Below are 26,046 nucleotides of genomic sequence, written 5' to 3' on the forward strand. Positions count from 1 at the left end.
CCACTGTGGTACCACAGTCTCAGATTTGGTCCCGGTACCGGCTCAGCCGCGTGTAGACGCCGGGTTGACCGGGACGGGCGCAGCCGCGGCCGTAGGACACGACGCCCACCAGCTCGCCCGCCGCGGTGAGCGGACCGCCCGAGTCGCCCTCGCAGGCGTCTTTGCCGCCCTCCGGGTAACCCGCGCACAGCATCCCGCCCGGCCGGTAGTCGGGCACCTGGGCCGCGCAGTCGGCGTCCGCCCGGATCGGCACGTCCACCTCCAGCAGCCGCCGGCTCGGCGGGCCGAACTCACCGGTCCGGCCCCAGCCGTACACCCTGGCCTGGCCCGGGGCGGCGTCGGCGATGCGGATCGGCCGGTACGGCAGCGGGGCGGCGAGGGTGAGGGTGGCCACGTCGTCACCGGCGGAGACCTCGGTGTAGGCGGGGTGCCGCCAGAGCGCGGCGACCCCGACCGCCCGGCCTTCGGAGGTGTCGAGGTCGGCGCGGCCGGCGACGGCGACCAGGTCGGCGGGCCGCCGGTCACGGGTGCCGAGCGTGGTGCGGGCGAACGTGCAGTGCGCGGCCGTGACCACCTTGTCCGGTGCGATCAGCGCGCCGCCGCAGAAGAACGTGCCCTGGTCGAACAACGCCACCGCCCACGGTGTCACGGGCGCTTCCCGGCCGCCCACGATCGCGTCCGCGGGCAGCGCGGACAGGACCAGCACGAGAACGGCGAAGACCGGCGCGCTGATGCGCATGGAGCACCCTTCCTACGACGTGTGGCCGAATGGGCACCGACCGTAGCGGAAGGCGTTCACGAGCGGCAGTGGGGTATGAGATCCGGAAAATCTGTTGTTAGAGTGCTTTGGTGCCGAAGATTTGACGGCCAGTGAGACAGATCACGGCGATCTGTCCGGAACATGAGGGAGGTTTTCATGCACCTGGACTTCACCCAGCTGCCGGCGTTCCTGATCGCTTGCGCGGTGGTCGTGCTGACGCCGGGCGTGGACGCCTTCCTCCTGCTGCGCACCTCGATGCGGTCCGGCACCCGGGCCGGGCTGCTGGCGCTGGCGGGCATCCACACCGCGGCCTTCGTTCAGGTGGCGTTGGTCATCTCGGGGCTGGGCGTGGTGATCGCCCGCTACCCCGCCGTGCTGACCGGGCTGCGCTGGATCGGCGCGGCGTACCTGCTCTACCTGGCGGTGACGATCACCCGCGGGCTGCTGCGGCGTTCGGGCGGCGAGGTGGTGGCGGTCGCGCCCCGGCCGTTCCGGCAGGGCTTCCTGACCAACATCACCAACCCGAAGATGCTGCTGTTCTCGCTGGCGTTCCTACCGCAGTTCATCGGCACGGGAGACCCGGCGTTCCAGCTCGGGATGCTCGCCGCGGTGTTCCTCGGACTGGCCGCGCTGTGGGAGCTGACGATCGTGGTCGCCGCGGCCCGCGTCGCGGGTTCGCTGCGCCGACCCGGCGTGACCACGGCGCTGGACGCGGTGTGCGCGGCGGTGTTCCTGACCATGTCGATCGGGCTCGTGCTCTAGCGCCGCGACCCTCCAGCCCGGCGTGCGGACCCCCGAGGCCCGGAGGTCCGCACGCCGCTCGCGTCAGACCCGCAGTTGCTGCTGGAGCACGTCGGCGTACTTCTTGACCTCGCTGTAGACCCCCGGCTTGCCCGCCCGGGCACAACCCTCACCCCAAGAGGTGATGCCGATCAGCTTCCCGCCGGCCACGTACGGACCGCCCGAGTCGCCCTGGCAGGTGTCCACGCCGCCCTCGGGGTAGCCGGCGCAGGTCATCTCGTCCGGGTCGTACTGGGGGTACGCGTCGTGGCAGTACCCGTCCTCCATCACCGGCACGGTGGCACCCAGCAGGTACCGCGACGCCGCACCCTGCTCACTGGTCCGGCCCCAGCCCAGCACCAGGCCGTTCGTGCCCGGCTCATACAGCCAGGCGTCGGACGGGCCGGCCAGCGGGAGGGGCGCGTACTCCACCGGCGCGCGCAACGTCAGCACCGCGACGTCGGCACCCTGGTCCGCCGACGCGTAGTCCGGGTGGACCCAGATGTCGTCCAGCCGCACGACCTTGCCCTCGGCGCTGTTGCGGTCCTCGCGGCCCGCCACGACCCGCGTGTTCCTCGGCGTGCGCGAGACCGCGCAGTGCGCCGCGGTGACCACCTTGGTCGGGGCGACCAGCGTGCCGCCGCAGAACTGGTGACCGCTGGAGTCGGTCAGGTACACCACCCACGGGTGATCGGCGATCGACACCCGATCACCGCCCACCACGCGCTCGTCCACGTCCGCCGCGGCGGTTCCCGCGAGAGCCATCAACATCGTCACCAACAGCGCGGCAAGCCGCATCGGCCCCTCCTCCTGATCCAAGACGTCAAGAGGAGGTTAGCCAGAACGGCCCATCTCGCAGGACCAATCGGGCTAGTCCGCTCCGGTGAACTTGTTCCGGACCTTGCCCGCGGCACCCACGAGCACGTCGCCGACCTCGTTGAACACCTTCATCAGCGGGTCCTCGGACTGGGCCGCGGACTCCTTGTACGACCGGGCCGCCGACTTGATGTCCTCGGTGAACGAGCTCGTCGGCCGGTCGTCCTCGCGGCGCTGGTACGAGCCGGTCAGGATGGCGCGGTACTCCTCGCCCGCCGCCCACTTCTGCAGCTCGGCGGCGCGGACCACGGCCATCGGGTGCGTCAGCGGCCACGTCCGGATCAGCTTGAGCACGCTGTCGCGCACGTCCTCGACCTGCTCGTACTCCTTGGCCTGCTTGAGGAACTCGGCCGTGTCGACCTGGGTGAGGTCCATGCCGCCCGCCATGGCGACGTGCACGCGCAGCGCGGCGGCCGGGTCCTGCCCGCACAGCAGGCCCGCCCGGTCGCAGGACAGCTCGGTCTTGCGGTACCACTCGCGCAGCGCGGCGATGATCGCGGTGATCGCCCAGTACCCGCCCGGCATCCAGCCCAGGCCGTGCTGCAGCTGCATGAGCCGTTGCAGGATCGTCTGGTACAGCGCGTGCCCGGACAGCACGTGCCCCATCTCGTGCCCGATGGCGAACCGCAGGCCGTCCGCGTCCAGCAGCTCGATCAGGCCCGTGGTGAGCACGATGAACGGCTTGTCGATGCCCAGCGTCATGGCGTTGGGCACCGGGTCGCGCTTGATGAACAGCTCCGGCACCGGGTCGACGTCCAGCGTCGCCGCCGTCTCCGATCGGAGCCGGTCCAGCTCCGGGTACTGCTTCGGGCCCACCCTGATGCTCGACGCCAGGTAACCCAGCCGCTCACCGCGTTCGGTGAACGCCCCCGCCACCGCCTGCAACACCGGGCCGATCCCCGGCACCGCGCGCAAGACCGCCAACGCCCCCCGGTCGACCGGGTGCTCGTACGCCCGCGGACTGATACCGGGGAACCGCACGCGTGCGCTCGACCGCTCGATCTCCTCGCTGCTCATGCTTCCCACAGTGCCACGACCCGTGACCCTCCTCTCCCCGTTCGGCGGAATCGGCGTGCACACTGACCGGGTGAACGCAGACGTGCTCGGCACCGACTACGAGACCCGCGTGCTGCCCCTGGGCGGCGGTGACACGACCGCGACCCTGGTGCGGCGCCGCGCGCAGCCGGCCACCCGCGGCGCGGTGCTGTACGTGCACGGTTTCGCGGACTACTTCTTCCAGCGGCACGTCGCCGAGCACTTCACCGCGCGGGGCTTCGACTTCTACGCCATCGACCTGCGCGCGTACGGGCGGTCGCTGCGGCCGGGGCAGGTGGCGAACTTCGTGACCGACCTGGCCGAGCACTTCGAGGAGATCGACGCCGCGGCGCGGGTGATCCGCGAGGAGGACGGCCACCGGCACCTCGTGGTGATGGGTCACTCGACCGGGGGGCTGATCACCAGTCTGTGGGCGCACGAGCGGCGCTCCGACGACGTGCTGGACGCGTTGGTGCTCAACAGCCCGTGGCTGGACCTGGCCGAGCCGTGGCTGGTGCGGACGGTGGGCACGGCGTTGATCCGCGGTGTCGGCCGGTTCGCGCCCCGGTTGGTGCTCAAGCCCGGGCTGGGCCCGGTGTACGGCGAGAGCATCCACCGCGACCACCACGGAGAGTGGGACTTCGACACGGCGTGGAAGCCGATCGAGGCGTTCCCGGTGCACGCCGGGTGGCTGCGCGCCATCCGCCGCGGTCACGCCCGCCTGCACCGGGGGTTGGACGTGCAGGCGCCCGTGCTGCTGCTCAGGTCGGGTCGCAGCCACTTGCACGCGAAGCGCTGGACCCCGGAGGCGATGACCGCGGACACCGTGCTGGACGTGGACCACATGCGGTTGTGGGGGCCGAAGATCGGCGGGCGGGTGCGGATCGTGCCGGTCGAGGGCGGGATGCACGACGTGTTCCTGTCCGCCGAGCCGGTGCGCCGGCGGGCGCTGGCCGAGGTGGACGAGTTCCTGGACGAGGTCTGACCCGCGCCACCCGACCGCCCGCTTCGCAGGCGTCCCCGCGCAGGGGGACCCCTGTTCTTCATTCTACCGACAGGGTCCGACAATTCCGGTCGTCCCGTCACTCCGGCGGCGTGAGGCGGAGGTCCGGGTCGATCGGTGGCTCGCCGTCGAACGGGGCGTCGGGGACCGCGCCCAAGGCGTCCAGGGTGAGGCCGATCTCGTGCGCGTGCGGGTCCGTGCCGGTCGGCGGTGTGGTGAACCAGGCGTGCAGGTCCTCGGGGATCCGGTACCTGGCGGTGAGGTCGCGGTACAGGGTGGCGCGGTCGCCGGATTGCTCGGCCAGTTGCCGGTACTCGCGCATGGCCAGCCGCATCCGGATCCAGCGGTAGCGGTCGGTCTTGGTGGCGTCGTCCTCGGTGAACCGGGTGCGCAGCAGTCGTCCCGCCTCCGCGCCACGCTCGGCCAGGGCGCGGATCGTCTCCGGGCGCATGAAGAGGTTCGTGCCGCCTTCCAACGCGCCGACGCGGACGTGCGCGATCCGGCCGCGGTAGCCCGGGAGGGCGGACTGCATGGTGTCGCGCCAGTCCAGCATCGTGTCGAGGATCGCGGACGCGAAGTGCCGCACGAGGCCGATGCCGCGCCACGGCGTGCCGCTGGTCGACGCGTCCTGCTCGGGCAGCCACACGTCCCGGTCGTCGCCCGGCGGGTAGGACTGCAGGCTCAGGCCGAACGTCGGCCAGCGCGGCAGCAGGTTGTCGAAGAAGTGGATGGGGAAGTTGCTCGTGATGCCGCCGTCCGAGAACCAGTGCACGCGCGGCTCGGGTTCGGCGCGCACCAGCGGCACGGCGGCGATCAGGCCCGGCAACGGCATGCTCATCCGCACGGCCAGCGCGACCGGCAGGTTCGTCGGCAGCACGTGGACGGTTTCGACGGGGTGCAGGGGGCAGCGGTGCTCGGTGGCGTCGTGGCCGAGCCGGTCGACGGTCCGCCGCGGCAGCACGGTCTTCAGGCACGTAGGGCAGAACAGCCAGGCGGCACGTGGTTCGGTGAACGGCAGCCGGTACGGGCGGCCTTCGGACAGGTCCGTCGTCATCAGGACCAGGTTCGTGGTCAGGTCGTCGAACGTCAGGTCCGCCGTCCCGGACAGGTCGTCCAGCACGTCCGCGATCCAGTCGCTCAACGGCGGCACGCCGGTCGACGCGGGCACACCGCAGCGCCGGTCCCAGAAGTTCGGCCGGAACGTCCCGGTGCCCGGCACGAGTCCGAAGTGGACGGTGGTGGCCATCCGGTCGAGGAACCGCTTGGCGCTCGACCCGTAGGTGACCGCGACCGCGCTGACGAACGCGAACCCGAGCACCAGCCACCACACCGCCGCGGTCGCCGCGCTCGCCAGGCTCGGCGCCGTCCACCGGGCGCTCAGCGCGACCGGGATCAGCGGGACCACCAGGAGCAGCCCGGTGCCGAGGCGGCGCAGCCACGCGTCCCGCCCGCTCGGCAGGACCCGCAGCACGATCCCCGGCACGGCGACCAGCACCACGACGGTGAGACCGATCATCACCCAGGTCGGCGTGGAGCCCCAGTCGATCGAGTGAAACCACAGCGTCGGCCCGACGAGCCACAACGCCAGCGCCAGTGCCAGGAACACCCGGGCCCGCCACCCGATCGCGCTGATCAGGGCCAGCAACAGGCAGGTGAGGGCGCTGCGTCCGGTCGAGTCGCGCCGTTGCATGGAGGCCGCCACGATCCGGTACAGCTTGCGGGTGTGCTCGCTGGGCTGGAACAGCTGCGCCAGCCGCCAGCCGGGCGCGGCGAACCAGTCGACGACCTCCCCGAGCTTGCGGAAGCCGTCCCGGTCCCGCCCCTTCTCGGCGGCGGCGGTGAACGCGGCCCCGATCGCACCGGCCGAGGCACCACCCAACGACCGGAACCGGTAGTGCCGCGCCAACTCCACCACCGCCAACGGGTAGACGACCCCGCTCGCCGTCCCACCCCGCATGGTCAGGTCGCAGTACCGGTTGAAGTCCTCGGCCATGGCGGAACCTCCCACCACCATGATCTCCCGCCACCGGCCCGCGTGGCGCTAGACCGATCGGCTTCCCTCCCGCGTGTCGAACCCTCAGGCCCCGCGTGTCGAACGCTCAGGACCCCCGAGTTCCACGTTCAGGACCGCCGAGCGCGCCGGCCCGCCCTGACCCGCTACAGCTCGTACCAGCGCAGCACCTCCGGATCGAGGACGCGGGCCGCGAGGCCGATCCGCCGTGCCGTCTCGGTCAGTTCGGCCGCCGCCGCTGGGTTGCCACGCGGGGGCAGGTTCGGGTCGTCCAGTTGGGTCACCATGTCGTCGTGGTGGCTCGGGATCAGCAGCTTGGGCCGGGTCGCCCGCAACGCACGCGCGGTGTAGTCGAAAACGTTTGCGTGGCCGCTCATGCCGAGCACCAGCACGTCCGGCCGCAGGCCCACGATCTCGCGTTCGACGTAGTTGGCCGTACCGGACAGGAACAGCACCGAGAAGCCGTTCACCGTGACCAGGTACGCCAGCGAGCCGCCTTCCACGAGGTCGCTGATCGTTCTCGGGCGTGACGGCGGCGCGGTCAGGCTGCCCGGCGCGAAGTAGCCGTACGTGCCGAACTGGCTGTGCAGGCTCCGGAACACCTGGACGGTGAAGCCGTGGAAGTCCAGGTGCTCACCGCCGGACGCCACGATCACGTTGTCCCCGGGCACTTCCTGCGCCGTCAGCAGGTGCCGGTGGGTCTCGGTGCCGATGACCCGCGAACCGTGCTTCTCCACCACGTACGGGATCTCCAGCAGGTGGTCGTAGTGCCCGTGCGTGGCCAGCACCAGCTCCGGCCGCTCGCCGAGGTGCCGGTCGACCAGGTCCTTCCGCACGGTCAACGGGTAGTCGGCGATGAAGCCGCCCTCCTCGTCGAACACCGGCAGCCTGCTCAGGTACGGGTCGATCAGCACCCGCCTGCCGCCGAACAGCAGCTCCCACCCCGCGACGCCGAGCCAGCGCAGGCTCACCCCGCTGCGCCCCGACGCGAACGCCACCCCCGGCAACCCCGCACCCGCCACCGCGACCGCCGCCGAACCGATCAACACCTGTCGTCTGCTCACGCACATGCCACCGACAAGATCAGCCCGCACCGGCACGTGTCCAAGTCCGATATCACCAGGCCAGCGATATTCGTTCGGCTATCATCACTGGTCGTGGACCTCCTGCGGCACTTGCGGTACTTCCTGGCCGTGGCCGAGGAGCTGCACTTCGGCCGTGCCGCGGCCCGCCTCCACATGTCCCAGCCACCGCTGTCGCAGAGCATCCAACGCCTGGAACGCGAGCTCGGCGTCCGCCTGCTCGACCGCGACGCCCGGCACGTCGCGCTCACCGACGCGGGCCGCCGGATCCTCACCGAGGCCCGCGGCCTGCTGGCGGGCGAGGACCGGCTGCGCGCGCTGGCCGAGCGGTTCCGCCACGGCGAGGCCGGGTCGCTGCGCGCGGGCGTGCCGCCGGACCTGGGTGGACGGGCGGTGGCCGCGCTGCTGCCCGCGTTCCGCCGCCGCAGTCCCGTCGAGCTCAAGCTCCGCGAGATCGGCACCGCGGAGCAACTGCGCGCGCTGGCCGACCGCAGCCTGGACGTCGGCGTGCTGCGGTTCCCGTTCGACGTGTCGTGGCTGAGCCTCGGACCGGTGCTGACCAGCCCGCTCGGCGTCCTGCTGCCCCGCGACCACCCCCTGACCGCCGCACCGGACGTCCGGTTGGCCGACCTGAACGGCCTGGCGCTCGTGCTGTTCCCCCGCGCCACCGCGCCCGCGTTGCACGACGAGGTGCTGACCACGTGCGCCCGGCACGGCTACACGCCCGCCGAGGTCCACCAGGCGGGCAACCCGGAGTTCGCGCTGGGACTGGTGCTGGCGGGCGGCGCGGTGGCGTTGCACGACGGCGTCGCACCCCCGGCGGACGCGGTCTGGCGCCCGCTGCGCGGCACGCCCCTGCTCTGGCGGACGTCGGCCGCCTGGCCGCGCGGGCGGCAGACCCCGGCCGTCACCGCCTTCGCCGACGCCGTCACCGAAGTCCTGACCGCACAAGGGATGCGGCACGCCGAGGGCACGCTCCCGCGCTACCCCCGCCCGGCCGCGGAGTACCTGTCATGACCGCCGCACGGGTGCGCGCCGCGTTCACCGACGCCGGCGTCACGGGCCGGCTGCACGCCGTCGACCTCGACCAGCCCGACCGCGAGGTCTCCGTCGGCGCGGACGACCCGGTCGTGCTGGCGAGCGTGTTCAAGGTCCCGCTGGTCGTGTCGCTGCACCACAGCACCCACGACCTGACCCGCCGGATCACCCTCGGCCAGGACCGCAGCACCGGCCCCACCGGCGTGGGCGGGATGCTCGACCCGGTCACGATGTCGTTGCGCGACCTCGCCTACCTGGCCATCACGGTCTCCGACAACGCCGCCGCGGACGCCCTGATGGACCTGGTCGGCACCGACGACGTCAACCGGACCCTCCGCGACCTGCACCTGACGCGCACCGTCGTCGTCCACCGGGCGAGAGACTTCATGCGCACCATGGCCGAGGACGCCGCCCCCGCCGAACTGCCCGCCGCGCTCACCGACCCCGTCGTGCTGTCACGGCTGCGCGCCCTGAACCCCGACCACACCAACCGGGGCACCGCGCGCGACCTGACCACTGTGCTGCGGCACATCTGGCAGCACGACGACTGCGCACCGATCCGCCACACCATGGCCCGGCAGGTCTGGCCGCACCGCCTGGCCTCCGGCTTCCCGTTCGACGACGTCCGCGTGGCGGGCAAGACGGGCACCCTGCCCACGATCCGCAACGAGGTCGGCGTCGTCGAGTACCCGGACGGCGGCCGTTACGCGGTCGCCGTCTTCACCCGCAGCGCGAGCACCGCCTTCACCCTCCCGCAAGCGGACGCCGTGATCGGAACCGCGGCCAGGCTCGCCGTCGAGCACCTCCGCTAGGCCTTCCGCCCAACCCCCGCGTACGCGCTGATGTAGGCGTCATCCGAATCCGGGCGCCACTCGCTCAGCGGCACCACACCGGGCTCCACGACCTCCAGCCCGCTGAAGAACTCGGCGACCTCCGCACCCGTCCGCAGCACCAGAGGGCTGTCCGTCTTGCGGTAGATGGCGTTCACCTGCTCGCCGCTCTCCCGGCCCTCCTGCGACACGCCGTCCCAGCTCGCGTGCGAGATCGCCACGTAGCTGCCCGGCGCCAGCACCTCCCGGTACCGCGCGATCGCCGCTTGCGGGTCGTCCGCATCCGGCACGAAGTGCAGCACGGCGACCATCAGCAACCCGATCGGCCGGTCGAAGTCGAGCATCGCCCGCACTTCCTCGTTGCCCAGCACCGAGTCCGGGTCGCGCAGGTCCGCCTGGATCGCGCTCGCCTGCGGGTTGTCGGCCAGCAACGCCGTGCTGTGCGCGACCGCGACCGGCTCGACGTCGGCGTACACCACCCGGGCCCGCGGGTTGGTCTGCTGGGCGATCTCGTGCACGTTGCCGACCGTCGGGATGCCCGACCCCAGGTCCAGGAACTGGTCGATGCCCTGCGACAGCAGGTACCGCACCGCGCGCCGCAGGAACGACCGGTTGGCCCTGGCCGCCCCGGACATGCCGGGGAAGATCTGCTCGACCGACTTGGCCGCTTCGCGGTCGACCGCGAAGTTGTGCGACCCACCCAGGAAGTAGTCGTACATCCGGGCCGCGCTCGGCCGGTCCAGGTCCACCGAGGACGGGACCCAGCTCGCCTGCTCCATCGCACATCTCCTCGTCAGTCGACGGCGTGATCGTTACCGCGTCACCAACCGGGCACAACCCCCGAATGGACGCTCGCTCAGGGCGAACACCTACCGGAAACAATCCCGGGCTCATCTTGGTTGAGCCAGTCAGACTCAACTTTGGAGGGATCATGGGCGAGACGTTGGCGCTGCCGGTGCTGCCGCTGGACGACGTGGTCGTGCTGCCGGGCATGGTCGTGCCGATCCGGATCAGCGGCTCGGACGCCACCGCCGAGGCCCGCGCCGCGATCGAGGCCGCGACCGCAGCGGGCGGCCAGTCGAAGGTGCTGCTGGTGCCCCGGCTGGACGGCAAGTACGCGAAGGTGGGCACGCTGGCGCTGATCGAGCAGGTCGGCAGGCTTCCCGGCGGCGAACGCGCGGCCGTCGTGCGCGGCACCGAGCGGGTCCGCATCGGCACCGGCACCACGGGCCCCGGCGCGGCCCTGTGGGTCGAGGCCACCATCGCCGACGAGGCACCGATCGACGACCACACCCGGGAACTGGCCCGCGAGTACCGCGCGCTGGTCACCACCATCCTCCAGCAGCGCGGCGCCTGGCAGGTCGTGGACTCGGTCCAGCAGGTGGACGACCCGTCCGCCTTGGCGGACCTGGCCGGCTACGCCTCCTACCTCAGCGACGAGCAGAAGGTCTGGCTGCTGGAGACCAGCGACGTCACGGAGCGGCTCGAGAAGCTGCTCGAGTGGGGCCGCGAGTACCTGACCGAGCTGGACGTCGCCGAGACCATCCGCAAGGACGTCAAGGAAGGCGTCGAGAAGCAGCAGCGGGAGTTCCTGCTGCGCCAGCAACTGGCCGCGATCCGCAAGGAACTGGCCGAGCTCGACGGCAAGCCCGCCACCGAGGAACAGGACTACCGCGCCCGCGTCGAGGGCGCCGACCTGCCCGAGAACGTCCGCAAGGCGGCCCTGGCCGAGGTCGACAAGCTCGAACGCACCGCCGAGCAGTCCCCCGAGGTCGGCTGGATCCGCACCTGGCTCGACACCGTGCTCGACATGCCGTGGAACGAGCGCACCGAGGACGCCTACGACATCGCCGGCGCCCGTGCCGTCCTCGACGCCGACCACGCGGGCCTGGACGACGTCAAGGAACGCATCACCGAGTACCTCGCCGTCCGCCGCCGCCGCACCGACCGCGGCCTCGGCGTCGTGGGCGGCCGCCGTTCCGGCGCGGTCCTCGCCCTCGTCGGCCCTCCCGGCGTCGGCAAGACCTCCCTCGGCGAATCGGTGGCCCGCGCCATGGGCCGCGAGTTCGTCCGCGTCGCCCTGGGCGGCGTCCGCGACGAAGCCGAGATCCGCGGCCACCGCCGCACCTACGTCGGCGCGCTCCCGGGCCGGATCGTCCGCGCCATCTCGGAAGCGGGCTCGATGAACCCCGTCGTCCTGCTGGACGAGATCGACAAGGTGGGCGCCGACTACCGCGGCGACCCCACCGCCGCACTCCTCGAAGTCCTGGACCCGGCCCAGAACCACACCTTCCGCGACCACTACCTCGAAGTCGAACTGGACCTCTCCGACGTCGTCTTCCTGGCGACCGCGAACGTCCTGGAGTCCATCCCGGGCCCCCTCCTCGACCGCATGGAGCTGGTCCGACTCGACGGCTACACGGAGGACGAAAAGGTCACCATCGCCCGCGACCACCTCCTGCCGCGCCAGGTGGAACGCGCCGGCCTCACCCCCGACGACGTCACCATCACCGAGCCGTCCCTGCGCAAACTGGCCGGCGAGTACACCCGCGAGGCAGGCGTCCGCCAACTGGAACGCTCCGTGGCCCGAATCCTCCGCAAGATCACCGCACGCGTCGCCCTCGACCAGACCGAACTCCCGGTCACCATCGACGTCCCCGACCTCCGCACCTACCTGGGCTCGCCCAAGCACACCCCGGAATCGGCCGAGCGCACCGCCGTCCCCGGCGTCGCAACGGGCCTGGCGGTCACCGGAGCGGGCGGCGACGTCCTCTTCGTGGAGGCCTCACTGGCACCCTCCGACACCGGTGCGTCCGGCGTCACCCTGACCGGCCAACTGGGCGACGTCATGAAGGAATCGGCCCAAATCGCCCTGTCCTACCTGCGCTCCAACGACGACCGCGCCGACATCCTCGCCGACCGAGGCGTCCACATCCACGTCCCCGCCGGCGCAGTCCCGAAGGACGGCCCCTCCGCCGGCGTCACCATGACCACGGCCCTGGCCTCACTTCTCTCCGGCCGCCCCGTCCGCTCCGACGTGGCCATGACCGGCGAAGTCTCCCTCACGGGCCGCGTCCTACCGATCGGCGGCGTCAAGCAAAAACTCCTCGCCGCCCACCGCGCCGGAATCACCACGGTCCTACTCCCCCAACGCAACGAACCCGACCTGGACGACGTCCCCACCTCGGTGAGGAACGAACTGACCATCCACCTCGTCGCCGACGTCCAAGAAGTCCTCAACCTCGCCCTAGAACCAACCACCAACACAACCTCCAACACCACCACCACCACAACCGCAGCCGCCTAACACCCCACATCGGACCGCAGCGGGACCGCGAAAGGCCCGATTTTACATGGGGTTCGGGTGCTTTAGGCTGGTCGAAGCCGGGCAGGCTTGGCGGGCGCTTTATCCGCCAGGCCTGCCCGGCTTTGGCCTGCCTGGAGTGCCCGTAAGGGGCCCCATGTCAAATCGAGCCTGCCCCAATCACCGAGCCCGCCCAACCACCGAGCCCGCCCAACCACCGCCCCTGCCCCAACCACCGAGCCGAACCCTAACCCCCCACACCCCCACAACCACCTTCACCTCAAATTGCACAAATCCAACGGCACACCATCCGCCGTCACACACGGCAGATACCCGGCATCCTTCATCCGCACCCGAGCGTCATCGTGCTCCCGCACATAAGCCACGAACCGCCCCATCAACGACTCAGCCGCCGGCTCCGACCGCGTGTACAAGTACTCGACCGTCCAGAACGGGTAACCCGCCTCCACCCCCGCCGCCGCGTCGAACACCTTCCCGTCCAACGACAGCGCGGTCAACGCGTTGGTCTTGCGCGCCTCCGCCACCGAAGGCGCGTCCGCGTACCCGATCGCACCCTCGACCGCGCCGATCTCCCGCACCACGTCGGCGTTCTCGTCCCGCTCGCACCGGATCACCGGCGCCTCCGGCGCCCGGTCCTTCACCCGGCAATCGTTGGATGACAACGCGCTCTCACTCGTACCCAGCACCCGCCGCTCGAACAGCTCCCGCGTCCCCGACTCGCCACCGCGCCCGACGATCCGGATCGGCAACGGCGCACCGCCGCGCAGCTGGCTCCAGTCCGTGTACTCACCCGCGTAGATCCCGCGCAACTGCGCCACCGAGATGGTGTCGAGGCCGACCGAGCCGTGCACCACCACGTGGTACACCACGATCGCCAACTGCTGCGCGAACACACCTTGCGTCTCCTGCTTGCCGTCCGACAGCGCGACCAGCCCCTCCTCACCCCCCGCCACGTCACGCACGCCTTGGATGCTGCCCGTCGCGGACGTGGTGATCACCGCGTCCGGGCACGCGCGCTCGTACTGGTCGGCGATCGTCGCCATGGTCGGCATGAAGACGCTCGACCCCTCCACCGCCAGCTTGCCGCTCGCGCACGCCACCGTCGCGTCGTTCGAACTCGGCGGCCACGCCAGCACCAGCACCAGCACCGCCGCCAGCAACGCGGCCAGGCCACCGGTCAGCCTCGGCAGGGTGAGCAGCCGTTCCGGGCGCTCGTCGTGCACGATCCCCGCGCCGCCGAGATCGCCGACGACCTTCACGTCCTTGCCCAGCTCACCGTTGCGGTTGCTGTCCGGCTCGCGCAGCACCACCAGCAGCTTGAACTTCTGCTTGCGCCGCAACGTCAGCTTCTCCAGCCGCACGCCGTGCCACACCGGCTCGCCCGGCGGGTCCGCGGCCACCGCCAGCCCGCCCCACCTGGCCACGCGCTGCGCCATCCGCTCCCGCACCGTCGGCAGGGTGGCCTTCACCGTGTTGGACTCCGAGCCGAAGAACTGCAGGCTCCGCCGGATCTCGGCCTTCATCTCCTCCGAGCCCGCCTCGGACACCCGCGCGTTCCACACGACCCGGTCGCCGAAGGTGAACGTCAGCGGCTTCTCGAAGTCCTCGCCGTCGATGTCGTAGCTACCCGTGTTGCGGACCCGGATCACCACGATGCTCATCCGGTCCAGTACCCGCACCAGCTCGCGCAGCTGCGGCGAGTTCGGGTCGGTGCCGTCGTGCAACTGCTCCGGGCCGAGACCGATCTTGGAGTTGTAGAGCACCCGGAACCCGAGCCTCTTGCGGCGCACGAAGAGCCGGTCGATGACCGGTGTCGCGAACAGCAGCCCGATCGCGAGCAGCACCGGACCGGGACCACCGAGGAAGTCCAATGCGGACCGCAGCACCTGCACACCGAATTCTCGGTCGGCGGACCGACCGAGAACCGGGTCACCGCCGGGTGTTCACCGTGACTTCACCCCGACGTCAGTGGCCGACCTCGGGGGCCGACCTCAATGCCACCGTCAGTGGCCGACGTCGATCACCACGCGCGTGGGCGAGCTGAGCACGAACACGCGGTGCCACGAGTCGCGCCGCAGCCCCAACCCAACGGTGAGGTTGGCCTCGAAGTCACCCGTGATCGCGACCGCCTGGACGTTGGTCAACGCGGGTGTCCCGAACTGCCGGGGACCGGTGTAGGTGGGGTTGCCGCTGTCGTCGTGCGCGGCGGCCGGCGCGAGCCGCACTTCCAGGAAGTACGTGCCCGGCAACGAGACCGGGTAGCCGGAACCGTCCTGGTAGAGCTGGTCGACGCACCGGATGAAGAACTCCGGCCGGTGGCCGGCGAGGTCGAGCACGACACGGTCGAAGTCGGCGTGCCTGCCGGTGCGGATGTCGGTCAGCACCGGGGTCTGCGTCATCGAGGACGCCGCCGACGCGGCCGGGATCACGACCCCGACCGCGGCCAGCGTGAGGACGAGCAGTGCGAGTTTTCTGAGGCGGCTGTTCATGACGGCCCTCCATGGGCTCTCCCGGCTCCTTGGCCGAGCCGGTACACCCATACAGACGTGTCACACGTCACACGGTTGCTCGCGGCTCCGCCAGGAAGTCCTCCAGCACCACCGGCGTGAGGCCATCGGCCTTGCAGCGCTCGAGGAACGCCAGGAAGTCCTCCGCGAACGTGTGCCGGAAGTGCATGAGCACGATGTCACCGGCGTTCAACCGACCACCCGCTTGGAACTGCACGACCCCGTCGTTCACCGCCGCCGTCCACATCACCAACGCCGTGAACCCGCAGTCCGCCGCCGCCCGGCGGGTCGTGAGGTCGAAGTTGCCGAACGGCGGCCGGAACAGCTTCGGCTCCGCGCCGAGCTGCACGCGCAGCAGGTCGGCGTTGCCGCAGATCTCCTGCCGCTGGAACTCGTACGGCTTGCCCAGCAGGTCCGGGTGGGTCGACGTGTGCGCGTGAACCGTCGCCACGCCCTCGAACTGCCTGAAGTACTCCGCGTGGCCGTCGACGTGCTTGGAGTTGAGGAACAACGTCGGCTCGACCCCGCTCTTGCGCATCAGCTCGACCGCCGCCGGGTGACGGACCGCGCCGTCGTCGATCGTGATGAACACGTACGGCCGGTCGGTCTCGATCCGGCGGATCACCGGCACCAGGCCGTCCACGGTCGGCGGCACGTGCTGCTGGGGCGTCCCGTACGAGTACGCGGGCTGGAACACGGGAATGGTGGTCCCACCTGGGCCGGGTACGGCGGTCGGTGGCGTCGTGGTGGTGGTGGTCGTCGTGGTTGTGGTGGTGGCCGTGGCCGCCACCTGCTCCCGCCGAGCCTCCGGCTCGGGCTGCGGCGTGCACGCGCTCGCCACCACGACGACGGCCGCCAGAACCGCCATTCCCCTGCGTCTCATCCGTAGTCCCCCTCGAACAGGTGTCACCCACTCAGGTGACACTCACTCGATTGGGACGCCACGAGGATCGCTCAGGTTGCTCACAGGTTGGTGAATACTCAAACACCACCCGTCACCACCCTCTCTGCGCCCCTCCCACCCCGGCGATAAGGTCGTGCGGGTCTGTCCCGCAAGATCACGTGTGGAGGACCTGATGAGCCTCGAACGCCCCGTCGCGCCCGACCCCTACTCGCTGCTGCCGCAGGTGGCGTCGTTCACCGTCAGCTCGACCGACGTCTCGGACGGCCAACCGCTGGCGGAGGCGCACCTGTTCGAGGGCGGCAACACCTCGCCACAGCTGAGCTGGACCGGGTTCCCGGAGGAGACCAAGAGCTTCGTGGTGACCTGCTTCGACCCGGACGCGCCCACCCCCTCGGGCTTCTGGCACTGGGTCGCGGTGAACATCCCGGCGTCGGTCACCTCGCTGGACGCCGGCGCGGGCGCCTCGGACGACACCCTGCCCGCCGGCGCGTTCCACGTCCGCAGCGACTTCGGCACCCGCGCGTTCGGCGGCGCCGCCCCGCCGCCCGGCGACCAGGTGCACCGCTACTACTTCGTGGTGCACGCGGTGGACGTCGACAAGTTGGACGTCGACGGTGACGCGTCCCCCGCCGTGGTCAGCTTCAACCTGGCGTTCCACACCCTGGCCCGCGCGATCCTGGTGCCGACCTACGCCCACTGATCACCACCCGGTCGGAAACGACCCGGTCGGAAACGACCCGGCAGGCAACCACCCCGCCGGCTACTCCACATCACCGGGAACAAGTGCCTCACGTCGCGGGTTGCAGCACGACGTGAGGCACTTCGACCTGGTCATCATCGGCACCGGTTCCGGCAACTCCATCGCGGACGAGCGGTTCGCCGGTTGGAACATCGCGATCGTCGAGAAGGGCGTCTTCGGCGGCACGTGCCTGAACGTCGGGTGCATCCCCACGAAGATGTTCGTGCACACCGCCGACGTCGCCGCCGCACCCGCCTCGGGCGCGCGGCTGGGCGTGGACGCCCACCTGGACGGCGTGCGGTGGACCGACGTGCGCGACCGGATCTTCGGCCGCATCGACCCCATCTCCGAGGGTGGCCGCCACTGGCGGGCGGTGGAGAACGCCAACGTCACCGTCTACGAGGGCACGGCCCGGTTCACCGGCCCGAAGACGCTCGACACGGGCACCGGCGAGGTGATCACCGCCGACCGGTTCGTGCTGGCCGCGGGCAGCCGCCCGGTGGTCCCGGACGTCGCCGACCTCGACACCGCCGGCTACCACACCAGCGACACGATCATGCGGCTCGACGACCTGCCCCCTCGCCTCACCATCCTGGGCAGCGGTTTCGTGGCGGCGGAGTTCGCGCACGTGTTCTCCTCCTTCGGCGTCGCGGTCACCCTGATCGCGCGGTCCGACCTGCTCCTGCGCCACGAGGACCGCGAGGTCGCCACCCGGTTCACCCAGCTCGCCACCGAGAAGTGGGACGTGCGGCTCAAGCGCAAGGCCGTCCGGGCGGAGCGGGTCGACGGCGTGGTGCGGCTGCACCTGGAGGGTCCGGACGGCGCGGAGGTCGTGGAGTCCGAGGAGCTGCTGGTCGCGGTCGGCCGCACGCCGAACTCGGACCTGCTCGACCTGGCCGCCACCGGTGTCGACCTGCACCCGGACGGGCGCGTGGTCGTCGACGAGCACCAGCGCACGTCCGCCGAGGGCATCTACGCGCTGGGTGACATCAGCTCGGAGTACCAGCTCAAGCACGTCGCCAACCACGAGGCACGGGTCGTGCAGCACAACCTGCTGCACCCGGACGAGCCGATCTCGTCGGACCACCGGTTCGTGCCCGCCGCCGTCTTCTCGTCGCCGCAGATCGCGTCGGTGGGGTTGACCGAGGAGCAGGCCGTCGAGCGCGGTGTCCGGTACGTGGCCGCGTCGCAGGCGTACGCGTCGATCGCGTACGGCTGGGCGATGGAGGACACGACCGGGTTCGCGAAGGTGCTGGCCGATCCGGACACGGGCCTGATCCTGGGCGCGCACGTGCTCGGGCCGCAGGCGTCGAGCGTGATCCAGCCGGTGATCCAGGCGATGAGCTTCGGCCTGGACGCCAGGACGATGGCCCGCGGCCAGTACTGGATCCACCCGGCGATGCCCGAGGTGATCGAGAACGCGCTGCTCAACCTGCCTCTGACGCACTAAAGCGCACCAGAGCCGCGCAGGCACACCACCACAGCTGCACAAAACGCGAAGTCAACGGGGAGACCCGGTCGTACCCCTCGTGCGACCGGGTCTCCCCGTTCGTGTCCGTAACCGACACATCGCGCCGAGAAGACGAGGCGTTATCAGTTACCCATCGCCGACCGCGCCGCTGCCCAGCCGCGACGGCACCGCCGACCGACCGGCTACACCGTCCGCGGACGACCCGCGACCCACCCCAACGCGGTCAGCACGACCAGCAACCCCACCAGGACCAGCATCGACACCGTCCAGGTCCCGGTCACACCCCGCAGCACGCCGAACGCGAACGGACCGGCCGCCGAGATCAGGTACCCGATGCTCTGCGCCATCGCCGACAACCGGGCCGTGTCGGCACCGGACGACGTGCGCAACGAGATCATCACCAGCGCGAGCGGGAACATGCCCATCCCGACGCCGATCAGCACCACCCACAGCCCCGGTGCCGCGCCGGGCGCCAGCGCGAGACCCAGCACGCCGAGCACCGACAACGCGCCCAGCACCAGCACGAGCCACGACTGGCCGGACCACCGCGCCGCCAACGGCGGCACGACCAGGCTCACCGGCACACCCAGCACCATCGTGATCGCCAGCAGCAACCCGGCGGTCGTCCGGTCCACCCCCGAGTCCACGAGGATCTGCGGCAGCCAGCCCATCACCGTGTAGGCCAGCAGCGACTGCAGCCCGAAGAACACCGTGATCACCCACGCCAGCGGGCTGCGGATCAGCGACCGCCCCGCCCGCGCCGTGCGCACGACCGGCCGCGCGGACCACCCGTGCCGCGCCCCGGAGATCCACACGACCAGTGCCGCCGCAGACAGGAAGGCCCACGCCCCGACAGCCAGCCGCCACGAGCCGAACGCCGATTCCAACCCGGGGGTGAACGCCGCGCCCATCGCCGCACCGGCCGCGAGCGCCGCCGTGTAGACACCGGTCACCAGGCCCACCCGCCCCGGGAACGACTCCTTCACCACCACCGGGATCAGCACGTTGCACACCGCGATGCCCGCGCACGCGATGAACGTGCCACCGAGCACCGCCGCCGGGCCGTCCACCACCCGCAGCACCAAGCCGACCGTCAGCACCAGCAGCGACAGCGCGACCGCCCGTGCCATGCCGAGGCGTCGACCCAGCCACGGCGCGAGGAAAGCGGCGAACCCGAAGCACAGCGTCGGCACGGCGGTGAGCAGGCTCGTCCACGCGGTCGAGACGCCCAGCGACGTGCGCACGTCGCCCAGCACGGACGCGAGGCTCGTCACCGCCGGACGGAGGTTGGCCGCGGCCAGCGCTACGCCGATCGCCAACAGGGTGCTGCCGACCAGGGCAACTTGACGGTTCCCACGCACCTGACCCGTGGCAGTACGGCGAGGATGGTCGGCGATCGTCGCATCGCCACCGCCATCGGTGGCAATGTGGGCAGTCGACGGTGACCAGTCTGGCCGGGTCTGCTGGATTGGCACGGAGCTACTATCGCAGACATGGGATGTTCGGATGAAAGGATGCCGCTGTGCCGTTGGCCACTACTCGGCGGGCAGGGCTCGTCGACCAGGTGATCGACCAGATGCGGGGGGCGATCGCCGCCGGTGAGTGGCCGGTCGGCCGCCGCATCCCACCGGAGCCGGAGCTGGTCACCGCCCTGGGCGTGGGACGCAACACCGTGCGGGAGGCGGTGCGCGCGTTGTCCCACGCCGGGCTGCTGGAGGTGCGCCAGGGCGACGGCACGTTCGTCCGCGCGACCAGCGAGCTGTCCGGCGCGGTCCGCCGGATGTGCGGCACCGAGCTGCGCGAGGTCCTGCAGGTGCGCCGGACGCTGGAGGTGGAGGGCGCGCGCCTGGCCGCGACCAACCGCACCGACGAGGAGGTCGGCAAGCTCGAAGGGCTGCTGGCCGAGCGGGACGAGGCGCTGGCCGCGAAGGACTGGGCCCGGCTGGTGGAGCGGGACACCGCGTTCCACGTGCTGCTCGTCCAGTGCTCGCACAACACGCTGCTGGCCGAGCTGTACCAGGGCCTGACCGAGGCGGTCCGGGCCAGCATCACGGCGACCGTGGAGACCGATCACGAGGACGACCACGTCTCGCACACCGGCCTGCTCGACGCCGTGCGCGACCGTGACGCGGCCCGTGCCGCGGCGGAAGCGGGCGGCTTCCTGGAGGAGTTGCTGGAGCGGCACAAGGACTGACGACGCGATCCGGATCGCGGACGGTGGGCGTCCGCGATCATCGCCCGGACGTGGGCGGAGCTGATGCGCCGGCTGGGTGACGACCGCTACGGCGCGCAGGGCGGCGACTGGGGTTCGGTCATCTCCCGCGAACTCGGCATCGTGGACGCCGAGCACGTCGTCGGCGTGCACCTGAACATGCTGATCACCGAGCGCACCGACAACATCGTGAGGTGGACCGAGTTCGACCGGGGTGGGCACTTCGCGGCGATGGAGCAGCCGGGGTTGCTCGCTGAGGACGTCCGCGCGTTCTTCCTCGACGCCCGGGGCCGGTAAGGGCTTTCACGTCGGGGCGGAGGCCTCCCACGGCGGCGGATTTCCGCAGGAGGCCCCCTGGTGAGTGGCTTGGCACGGGCCCGTGACCTCGGTCACCCCCGATGGCCCACCCCGATACTCGTCGCAAACCGACGTACCGCAACAGTGGGTTGCGCGATCGTTACCTCGGACGTTCCCCCAGGCGCCTTTTCAGGCGGTTTCCCGCTGCTCCCAGCAGTCGCGCAGCGCCGCCAAAGTGGCGGTCACGGCCGGGCGACGACCGGCCTGCGTCCGCCACACCGCGAACACCCGCCGGGTCGGCGTCGGGCGGAACGGCACCGCGCGTACCGAGTCCGGCAACGCGCCGCGGCCGAGCCGGGGCAGCAGCGCCACGCCGATCCCCTTGGCCAGCAACGCCAACTGCGTCTCGTACTCGGCGATCCGGAAGGCCAGGTCGGGTTCCATGTCGGCGCCGCGGAAGGTGTTCACCAGCCAGTCGTGGCAGATCGTGCCCTCCGGCTGGCAGATCCACCGCTCACCGGCCAGGTCCTCCGGCGCCACGGATTCCCGGTCCGCCAACGGGTGTCCGGCGGGCAGCAGCACGTCCGCGACGTCCTCGCCGAGCCGCGCCCGCGACACCGGCTCGGGCACGGCCAGCGGTGCGTTGACCCAGTCGTGCGTGACGGCCAGGTCCAGCTCGCCGCGTGCCACCGCCTCCAGGCAGTCGGGCGGGTCGAGCTCGACCAGCCGCACGTCGAGCTGCGGGTGCCGCTCGGCCAGCCGCACCACCGTCGCGGGCAGCAGGCCGCGCGCGGCGGTGGCGAACGCGCCGACCCGCAGCTCGCCCACGGCCGCGCCGCGCTGCTCCTCCAACGCCACCTCGGCGTGCTCGACCAGCGCGAGCACCTGGCCCGCCGTGGCCGACAGCAGGTGGGCCGCGTCGGTCAGCGCCACACCGCGGCCCCGGCGTTCCAGGAGGGTCGTCCGGGTCTCCCGTTCCAGCTTGGCGATCTGCTGCGACACCGCCGAAGGCGTGTAGCCCAGGGCCGTGGCCGCCGCGCCGACCGAGCCGTGCTGGGCGACGGCGTGCAGCGCGCGGAGGCGTCCGAGATCCAACATGTAGCGATCCTAAACTGAAAACCTTAGAAGTCGTCGCTGGTGCTAAATGATGTGAGCACTGAGACTCGGGGACGTGAAACCACGCCACATCGCGATCGCGGTGCTCGTCGCCACCATCTGGGGTGTCAACTTCGTCGTCATCAAGGTGGGCCTGCGCGACTTCCCGCCGCTGTTCTTCTCCGCGCTGCGGTTCCTGGCCGCCGCGGTGCCCGCGCTGTGGTTCGTCGGCAGGCCGAAGGTGGCGTGGAAGTGGGTCGTCGCGGTGGCGTTGTCGTTGGGGGTGGCCAAGTTCGGGTTGCTGTTCGTCGGGATGGCCGCCGGGATGCCCGCCGGGCTGTCGTCGTTGGTGCTGCAGAGCCAGGTGTTCTTCACCGTGCTGTTCGCGGCCGTGCTGCTGCGCGAACGGCCGCGGCCCGTGCAGCTCGCGGGGATGGGGGTGGCGGCTGCGGGGATCGTGGTGATCGCGTTCGACTACGGCGTCGGCAGCCCGATCTCGGCGTTCCTGCTGGTGGTGCTCGGCGCGGTGGCGTGGGGACTGGCCAACGTCGCCACCCGGTACGCCCGGCCGCCGGACCCGATCAACTTCATCGTGTGGGTGAGCGCGGTGGCCGTGCTGCCGTTGCTGGGGCTGTCGCTGGTGTTCGAGGGGCCGGCGGCGGATCTGGCGGCGTTGCGCGGGCTGAGTTGGACGGGGGTGGGCGCGATCCTGTTCATCGCGTGGGTGTCGACGTTGCTGGGGTTCGGGTTGTGGAACTTGCTGCTGCGGAGTTACGAGGCGAGCGCGGTGGTGCCGTTCGCGTTGTTGGTGCCGGTGGCGGGGATGTTGTCCGGGTGGTTGCTGTTGGGTGAGATGGTTACGACGGTGCGGTTGGGGGCGGGGTTGTTGGTGGTGGTCGGGATGGCGGCGACGACGGTGAAGGGGCGTGGGGCAGCTCGTTCGAGTCGGCCGGGTGGATCGAGTGGGTCGGGTCGGTTGGGGGAAGCGGTGGTTGGGTCCCGCTCGGTTGTTGAGTCCGGCTCGATTTGACATGGGGCCCTTACGGGCACTCCAGGCTGCTCGAAGCCATGTCAGATCGGGCCTCGGTGGGTTGGCTGCGGGTCCGTTGTGGGCAGGAGAGTTGCTGGCCTCGGGGGACGGGCTGCGTGTCCGTTGGGGGGCGGTGGGGCGCGGGGTTGTTTGGGAATTGTGGTACCCGCATCGGTGATTGACGGGATGTCGGGGTTCCGATGGGCTGGGAGTTGTGGAGCACCGCGTGCTGTCGGCCAGGACGATCGTGCTCTGGGCGGTCGGGTTGGGGTTGGTGGCGGTGGGGTCCGTCGTGCTTCTCCTGGTCACGCTCGGGTCGGGGGAACCGCAGGACGGGGTTCGGCTGGATGTGGTTCGCACTGCGGCCAGCATCGTGCTCGGTACGGGTGGGGCGGCGGCGTTGTTGCTCACGGCTCGGCGGCAGCGGTATGCCGAGTTGGATCTGGTGCAGAAGGACCACGATGCGACCGAGCGCCGGGTCACCGAGTTGTACGGCAAGGCGGCCGACCAGTTGGGCAGTGACAAGGCGCCCGTGCGGTTGGCCGGGTTGTACGCGTTGGAGCGGTTGGCGCAGGGCAATCCCGCGCATCGGCAGACGATCGTGAACCTGGTCTGCGCCTACTTGAGGATGCCGTTCACGCCGCCACCCGAGGCGCGGGTCAGGGGGCGGATAGGTCCGCGGGACGCCCATCGGTTCCAGGAGCTGGAAGTGCGGCAGACGGCCACCGCGCTGCTGGCCGCGCACCTGCGACCGGACCGGCCCGAGGTGTTCTGGGCCGACATCACGCTCGACCTGTCCAACGCCACGCTGGTCAAGCCCACCTTGACGCACGCGCGGATCGGGTCGGCTTCGTTCGCGGGCACCACGTTCGTCGGGCCGGCGACGTTCCGCGGCACGACCTTCAGCGGGACGGCGGACTTCCGCGACACCTGGTTCCGCGACCTGGCCGACTTCCGGCGGGTCGCGTTCGGCGACTCGGTGTTCCGGGGCGCGGCGTTCGAGGGTGGCACGGACTTCGGCGTGCACACGGCGGCCAAGTTGGCGGGTGCCCGGGCGCGGACGTCCGACGTGCGGCGGAAGTGGCCGGACGGGTGGGAGGAGCAGGCCGTCGACGGCGATTGGGCCGTGCTCGTCGCCTCGCGTGAACGGCGTTGACCCGAACGGGCGACGTATCCCCGGGTCCGTGGCCGGTACCTTCACAGTGTGACTACCCGTGAGCGGAGGTGTGACGTGTGTGCCACCTTCCGCATGTCCCCTCGCGCGCTAGCGGATCTCTGAGTCAGCGTCGTCCAGTCCGGACCGCACAGATTCCCTCACGCACTGATGCGACCGCACGGTCCTCGACGGGCCGCCGCGGGTAGGTCAGCCCGGCTTGCGGGTCGAGCGACCTCCCGCGCACCGTCGTCCGGGCCGGTCGTCTGCACGGCTCCCCGCCCACCGGTGGCACTACCGCGCGACTTGCCGGTCGCGTGCACCGAGGTCGGACGCCGTCACGCGACAGGTGGTGCACCGGCGGGAGGGATGACCGGCAGTCCCGGTGGCGCGCCCTCCTCCAGCAACGCCCACACCGCGTCGGTGTCGAGGTGGTCGGCGACCAGGTCGCCGAGCAGGTCGAGCTGAGCGGCCCGCCGTCCGGCGAAGTCCACGTCCGGCGCGGGGGTGAATCCTTGCCGGTCCGCGTGACCGGCGGCCCAGCGCAACAGGGCGCGGCGGAAGGCGTCGTTCTCCAGCAGGCCGTGCCAGTGCGTACCGGCGACCCGGCCGCGCAGCGCGCCCTCCGGCGTGCCGTCTGGCAGGGTGACCAGGCCCGCTTCGGCGTTGCGCGTGACCACGCCGTGGTGGATCTCGTAGCCGGTGACGGGTTCGCCGAACGCGTCTCCGTGCGGGCGGCGCAGGGTCTTGTCCGGAGCGAACCGCACGTCCACGTCGAGCAGGCCGAGGCCCGCGACCGTGCCCGCGCGCGATTCCACCTCGTCCTCGATCGTCCGGCCGAGCATCTGGAACCCGCCGCAGATGCCGAGCACCGGGCCGTCGTGCGCGGCGATCGCGTCGGCCAGGCCCGTGGCGCGCAGCCAGCCCAGGTCGTCCACCGTCGCCTTCGAACCGGGCACGACCACGAGGTCCGCGTCGGCCAGCCGGGACGGCTCGGTGACGAACCGCACCGACACGCCCGGCTCGCACGCCAGCGCCTCCACGTCGGTGGCGTTGGAGATGCGCGGCAACCGCACCACGGCCACCCGCAGCCACTGGTCGCCGCGCGGCGGTTCCGGCCGCCCGATCACGCCGTCCGCCGCGTAGGACAGGGAGTCCTCGGCGTCCAGCCACAGCTCCTCCCGCCAGGGCAGCACGCCCAGCACCGGACGTCCGGTGAGCGCGTCCAGCTGCCGCAGGCCGGGTTCGAGCAACGCCGGGTCGCCCCGGAACTTGTTCACCACGAACCCACCGACCAGCGCCTGGTCGGCCGGGTCGAGCAGGGCCAGCGTGCCGAACAGGTGCGCGAACACCCCGCCGCGGTCGATGTCGCCGACGACGAGCACCGGCAGGTCCGCCGCCCTGGCCAGGCCCATGTTCGCGATGTCGTTCGCCCGCAGGTTGATCTCGGCGGGCGAGCCCGCGCCCTCGCAGACCACGACCTCGAAATCGTCCCGCAGGCTGTCGAGCGTGGTCAGGACGGTGGCGAACAGCTCGGCCTTGCGCTCGCGGTAGGACAGCGCGGACACCTCGCCCACGGCCCGTCCCAGCACGACCACCTGGGAACTGCGGTCGCCGCCCGGCTTGAGCAGCACGGGGTTGAACCGCACGCTCGGCTCCAGCCCGCACGCGGCGGCCTGCACCGCCTGCGCCCGGCCGATCTCGCCGCCGTCAGCCGTCACGACCGAGTTGTTGGACATGTTCTGCGCCTTGAACGGCGCCGTCCGCACCCCGCGCCGGGTCAGCCACCTGCACAGACCGGCCGCCAGCACGCTCTTCCCCGCGTCCGACGTCGTGCCGGCCACCAGCAACGCACTGCGCACAATGTCCCCTAGCTGTCGGTCCCGGCTGACATCATC

The 26,046-nt window shown here is 71.2% G+C and carries 23 protein-coding genes; 11 read left to right on the plus strand and 12 right to left on the minus strand.

The window, feature by feature from the left end; all coding sequences use genetic code 11:
- Window positions 1-19: 19 nt before the first annotated feature.
- Window positions 20-739 (minus strand): S1 family peptidase, encoded by a 720-nt coding sequence (locus B0I31_RS01705; RefSeq protein WP_106613500.1) that lies wholly within the window; start codon window positions 737-739, stop codon window positions 20-22.
- Between the two features lie 177 nt (window positions 740-916).
- Between B0I31_RS01705 and B0I31_RS01710 the strand changes: the two genes are divergently transcribed.
- Window positions 917-1,522 carry a LysE family translocator gene (locus B0I31_RS01710; RefSeq protein ID WP_106613501.1) on the plus strand — a complete coding sequence of 202 codons (606 nt, stop codon included), beginning with the start codon at window positions 917-919 and terminating at the stop codon, window positions 1,520-1,522.
- A 63-nt stretch (window positions 1,523-1,585) separates the two neighbouring features.
- Here B0I31_RS01710 and B0I31_RS01715 read toward each other — a convergent pair whose 3' ends face one another.
- On the minus strand, window positions 1,586-2,338 hold the full coding sequence (locus B0I31_RS01715; protein WP_106613502.1) for a S1 family peptidase: 753 nt from the start codon (window positions 2,336-2,338) through the stop codon (window positions 1,586-1,588).
- A 72-nt stretch (window positions 2,339-2,410) separates the two neighbouring features.
- Complete coding sequence (locus B0I31_RS01720; protein WP_106613503.1) at window positions 2,411-3,433, minus strand: M48 family metallopeptidase; 1,023 nt, start codon at window positions 3,431-3,433, stop codon at window positions 2,411-2,413.
- A 70-nt stretch (window positions 3,434-3,503) separates the two neighbouring features.
- Between B0I31_RS01720 and B0I31_RS01725 the strand changes: the two genes are divergently transcribed.
- Window positions 3,504-4,436: an alpha/beta hydrolase gene (locus tag B0I31_RS01725; RefSeq protein ID WP_181319941.1), complete on the plus strand. Its 933-nt coding sequence runs from the start codon at window positions 3,504-3,506 to the stop codon at window positions 4,434-4,436.
- A gap of 97 nt (window positions 4,437-4,533) precedes the next feature.
- Here B0I31_RS01725 and B0I31_RS42450 read toward each other — a convergent pair whose 3' ends face one another.
- Both B0I31_RS42450 and B0I31_RS01735 read right to left on the minus strand, forming a co-directional pair.
- Window positions 4,534-6,447 carry a patatin-like phospholipase domain-containing protein gene (locus B0I31_RS42450; RefSeq protein ID WP_106613505.1) on the minus strand — a complete coding sequence of 638 codons (1,914 nt, stop codon included), beginning with the start codon at window positions 6,445-6,447 and terminating at the stop codon, window positions 4,534-4,536.
- Window positions 6,448-6,611: 164 nt separating this feature from the next.
- Window positions 6,612-7,529 carry an MBL fold metallo-hydrolase gene (locus B0I31_RS01735; protein ID WP_181319943.1) on the minus strand — a complete coding sequence of 306 codons (918 nt, stop codon included), beginning with the start codon at window positions 7,527-7,529 and terminating at the stop codon, window positions 6,612-6,614.
- A 93-nt stretch (window positions 7,530-7,622) separates the two neighbouring features.
- On the opposite strand from B0I31_RS01735, the gene B0I31_RS01740 reads away from it, so the two are divergent.
- Together B0I31_RS01740 and B0I31_RS01745 are read left to right on the plus strand one after the other, a co-directional pair.
- The gene (locus B0I31_RS01740) at window positions 7,623-8,564 is read left to right on the plus strand and encodes a LysR substrate-binding domain-containing protein (RefSeq protein WP_106613507.1); all 942 of its coding nucleotides are present in this window, start codon (window positions 7,623-7,625) and stop codon (window positions 8,562-8,564) included.
- Window positions 8,561-9,397: a serine hydrolase gene (locus B0I31_RS01745; protein WP_106613508.1), complete on the plus strand. Its 837-nt coding sequence runs from the start codon at window positions 8,561-8,563 to the stop codon at window positions 9,395-9,397. Before B0I31_RS01740 ends, B0I31_RS01745 begins: the two co-directional genes overlap by 4 nt.
- On the opposite strand, the gene B0I31_RS01750 is transcribed toward B0I31_RS01745, so the two are convergent.
- Window positions 9,394-10,194 (minus strand): SAM-dependent methyltransferase, encoded by an 801-nt coding sequence (locus tag B0I31_RS01750; protein WP_106613509.1) that lies wholly within the window; start codon window positions 10,192-10,194, stop codon window positions 9,394-9,396. The two genes, B0I31_RS01745 and B0I31_RS01750, sit on opposite strands and share 4 nt — an antisense overlap.
- A gap of 152 nt (window positions 10,195-10,346) precedes the next feature.
- Here B0I31_RS01750 and lon point away from each other — a divergent pair, with 152 nt between their 5' ends.
- A complete protein-coding gene (lon, locus tag B0I31_RS01755; RefSeq protein WP_106613510.1) occupies window positions 10,347-12,722 on the plus strand; it encodes an endopeptidase La in 2,376 nt (791 codons plus the stop codon).
- 272 nt (window positions 12,723-12,994) lie between these two features.
- Here the strand turns inward: lon and B0I31_RS01760 are convergent, their stop codons facing one another.
- From B0I31_RS01760 to B0I31_RS01770, 3 genes are all read right to left on the minus strand, one after another.
- Window positions 12,995-14,626 (minus strand): PstS family phosphate ABC transporter substrate-binding protein, encoded by a 1,632-nt coding sequence (locus tag B0I31_RS01760; RefSeq protein WP_106613979.1) that lies wholly within the window; start codon window positions 14,624-14,626, stop codon window positions 12,995-12,997.
- Window positions 14,627-14,743: 117 nt separating this feature from the next.
- Window positions 14,744-15,229, minus strand: a complete 486-nt coding sequence (locus B0I31_RS01765; protein ID WP_245949588.1) for an AMIN-like domain-containing (lipo)protein — start codon at window positions 15,227-15,229, stop codon at window positions 14,744-14,746.
- A 67-nt stretch (window positions 15,230-15,296) separates the two neighbouring features.
- Complete coding sequence (locus B0I31_RS01770) at window positions 15,297-16,130, minus strand: polysaccharide deacetylase family protein (RefSeq protein ID WP_106613512.1); 834 nt, start codon at window positions 16,128-16,130, stop codon at window positions 15,297-15,299.
- Between the two features lie 193 nt (window positions 16,131-16,323).
- On the opposite strand from B0I31_RS01770, the gene B0I31_RS01775 reads away from it, so the two are divergent.
- Window positions 16,324-16,851: a YbhB/YbcL family Raf kinase inhibitor-like protein gene (locus tag B0I31_RS01775; protein ID WP_106613980.1), complete on the plus strand. Its 528-nt coding sequence runs from the start codon at window positions 16,324-16,326 to the stop codon at window positions 16,849-16,851.
- A 112-nt stretch (window positions 16,852-16,963) separates the two neighbouring features.
- Entirely contained in the window at window positions 16,964-18,340 is a 1,377-nt protein-coding gene (locus B0I31_RS01780; RefSeq protein ID WP_106613981.1) for a mycothione reductase, read from the plus strand.
- Window positions 18,341-18,543: 203 nt separating this feature from the next.
- Here the strand turns inward: B0I31_RS01780 and B0I31_RS01785 are convergent, their stop codons facing one another.
- Window positions 18,544-19,722, minus strand: a complete 1,179-nt coding sequence (locus tag B0I31_RS01785; RefSeq protein WP_245949590.1) for an MFS transporter — start codon at window positions 19,720-19,722, stop codon at window positions 18,544-18,546.
- A gap of 161 nt (window positions 19,723-19,883) precedes the next feature.
- Between B0I31_RS01785 and B0I31_RS01790 the strand changes: the two genes are divergently transcribed.
- Window positions 19,884-20,555 (plus strand): FadR/GntR family transcriptional regulator, encoded by a 672-nt coding sequence (locus B0I31_RS01790; RefSeq protein ID WP_106613513.1) that lies wholly within the window; start codon window positions 19,884-19,886, stop codon window positions 20,553-20,555.
- Between the two features lie 63 nt (window positions 20,556-20,618).
- Window positions 20,619-20,870: a hypothetical protein gene (locus B0I31_RS01795; RefSeq protein ID WP_425444339.1), complete on the plus strand. Its 252-nt coding sequence runs from the start codon at window positions 20,619-20,621 to the stop codon at window positions 20,868-20,870.
- 189 nt (window positions 20,871-21,059) lie between these two features.
- Here B0I31_RS01795 and B0I31_RS01800 read toward each other — a convergent pair whose 3' ends face one another.
- Window positions 21,060-21,968, minus strand: a complete 909-nt coding sequence (locus B0I31_RS01800; RefSeq protein ID WP_106613514.1) for a LysR family transcriptional regulator — start codon at window positions 21,966-21,968, stop codon at window positions 21,060-21,062.
- Window positions 21,969-22,041: 73 nt separating this feature from the next.
- Here B0I31_RS01800 and B0I31_RS01805 point away from each other — a divergent pair, with 73 nt between their 5' ends.
- Window positions 22,042-22,995 (plus strand): EamA family transporter, encoded by a 954-nt coding sequence (locus tag B0I31_RS01805; RefSeq protein WP_106613515.1) that lies wholly within the window; start codon window positions 22,042-22,044, stop codon window positions 22,993-22,995.
- 226 nt (window positions 22,996-23,221) lie between these two features.
- A complete protein-coding gene (locus B0I31_RS01810; protein WP_106613983.1) occupies window positions 23,222-24,151 on the plus strand; it encodes a pentapeptide repeat-containing protein in 930 nt (309 codons plus the stop codon).
- A gap of 335 nt (window positions 24,152-24,486) precedes the next feature.
- Here the strand turns inward: B0I31_RS01810 and B0I31_RS01815 are convergent, their stop codons facing one another.
- Entirely contained in the window at window positions 24,487-26,010 is a 1,524-nt protein-coding gene (locus tag B0I31_RS01815; RefSeq protein ID WP_106613516.1) for a cobyric acid synthase, read from the minus strand.
- Between the last annotated feature and the right edge of the window lie 36 nt (window positions 26,011-26,046).

It is taken from the genome of Saccharothrix carnea (assembly GCF_003014735.1).
Classification (GTDB): domain Bacteria; phylum Actinomycetota; class Actinomycetes; order Mycobacteriales; family Pseudonocardiaceae; genus Actinosynnema; species Actinosynnema carneum.

Bases quoted from the DNA above. Each gene is read 5' to 3' on its own strand.
- B0I31_RS01705 (WP_106613500.1), bottom strand. From the start codon at position 739: ATGCGCATCAGCGCGCCGGTCTTCGCCGTTCTCGTGCTGGTCCTGTCC.
- B0I31_RS01710 (WP_106613501.1), top strand. From the start codon at position 917: ATGCACCTGGACTTCACCCAGCTGCCGGCGTTCCTGATCGCTTGCGCG.
- B0I31_RS01715 (WP_106613502.1), bottom strand. From the start codon at position 2,338: ATGCGGCTTGCCGCGCTGTTGGTGACGATGTTGATGGCTCTCGCGGGA.
- B0I31_RS01720 (WP_106613503.1), bottom strand. From the start codon at position 3,433: ATGAGCAGCGAGGAGATCGAGCGGTCGAGCGCACGCGTGCGGTTCCCC.
- B0I31_RS42450 (WP_106613505.1), bottom strand. From the start codon at position 6,447: ATGGCCGAGGACTTCAACCGGTACTGCGACCTGACCATGCGGGGTGGG.
- B0I31_RS01745 (WP_106613508.1), top strand. From the start codon at position 8,561: ATGACCGCCGCACGGGTGCGCGCCGCGTTCACCGACGCCGGCGTCACG.
- B0I31_RS01750 (WP_106613509.1), bottom strand. From the start codon at position 10,194: ATGGAGCAGGCGAGCTGGGTCCCGTCCTCGGTGGACCTGGACCGGCCG.
- lon (WP_106613510.1), top strand. From the start codon at position 10,347: ATGGGCGAGACGTTGGCGCTGCCGGTGCTGCCGCTGGACGACGTGGTC.
- B0I31_RS01765 (WP_245949588.1), bottom strand. From the start codon at position 15,229: ATGAACAGCCGCCTCAGAAAACTCGCACTGCTCGTCCTCACGCTGGCC.
- B0I31_RS01770 (WP_106613512.1), bottom strand. From the start codon at position 16,130: ATGAGACGCAGGGGAATGGCGGTTCTGGCGGCCGTCGTCGTGGTGGCG.
- B0I31_RS01775 (WP_106613980.1), top strand. From the start codon at position 16,324: ATGAGCCTCGAACGCCCCGTCGCGCCCGACCCCTACTCGCTGCTGCCG.
- B0I31_RS01795 (WP_425444339.1), top strand. From the start codon at position 20,619: ATGCGCCGGCTGGGTGACGACCGCTACGGCGCGCAGGGCGGCGACTGG.
- B0I31_RS01800 (WP_106613514.1), bottom strand. From the start codon at position 21,968: ATGTTGGATCTCGGACGCCTCCGCGCGCTGCACGCCGTCGCCCAGCAC.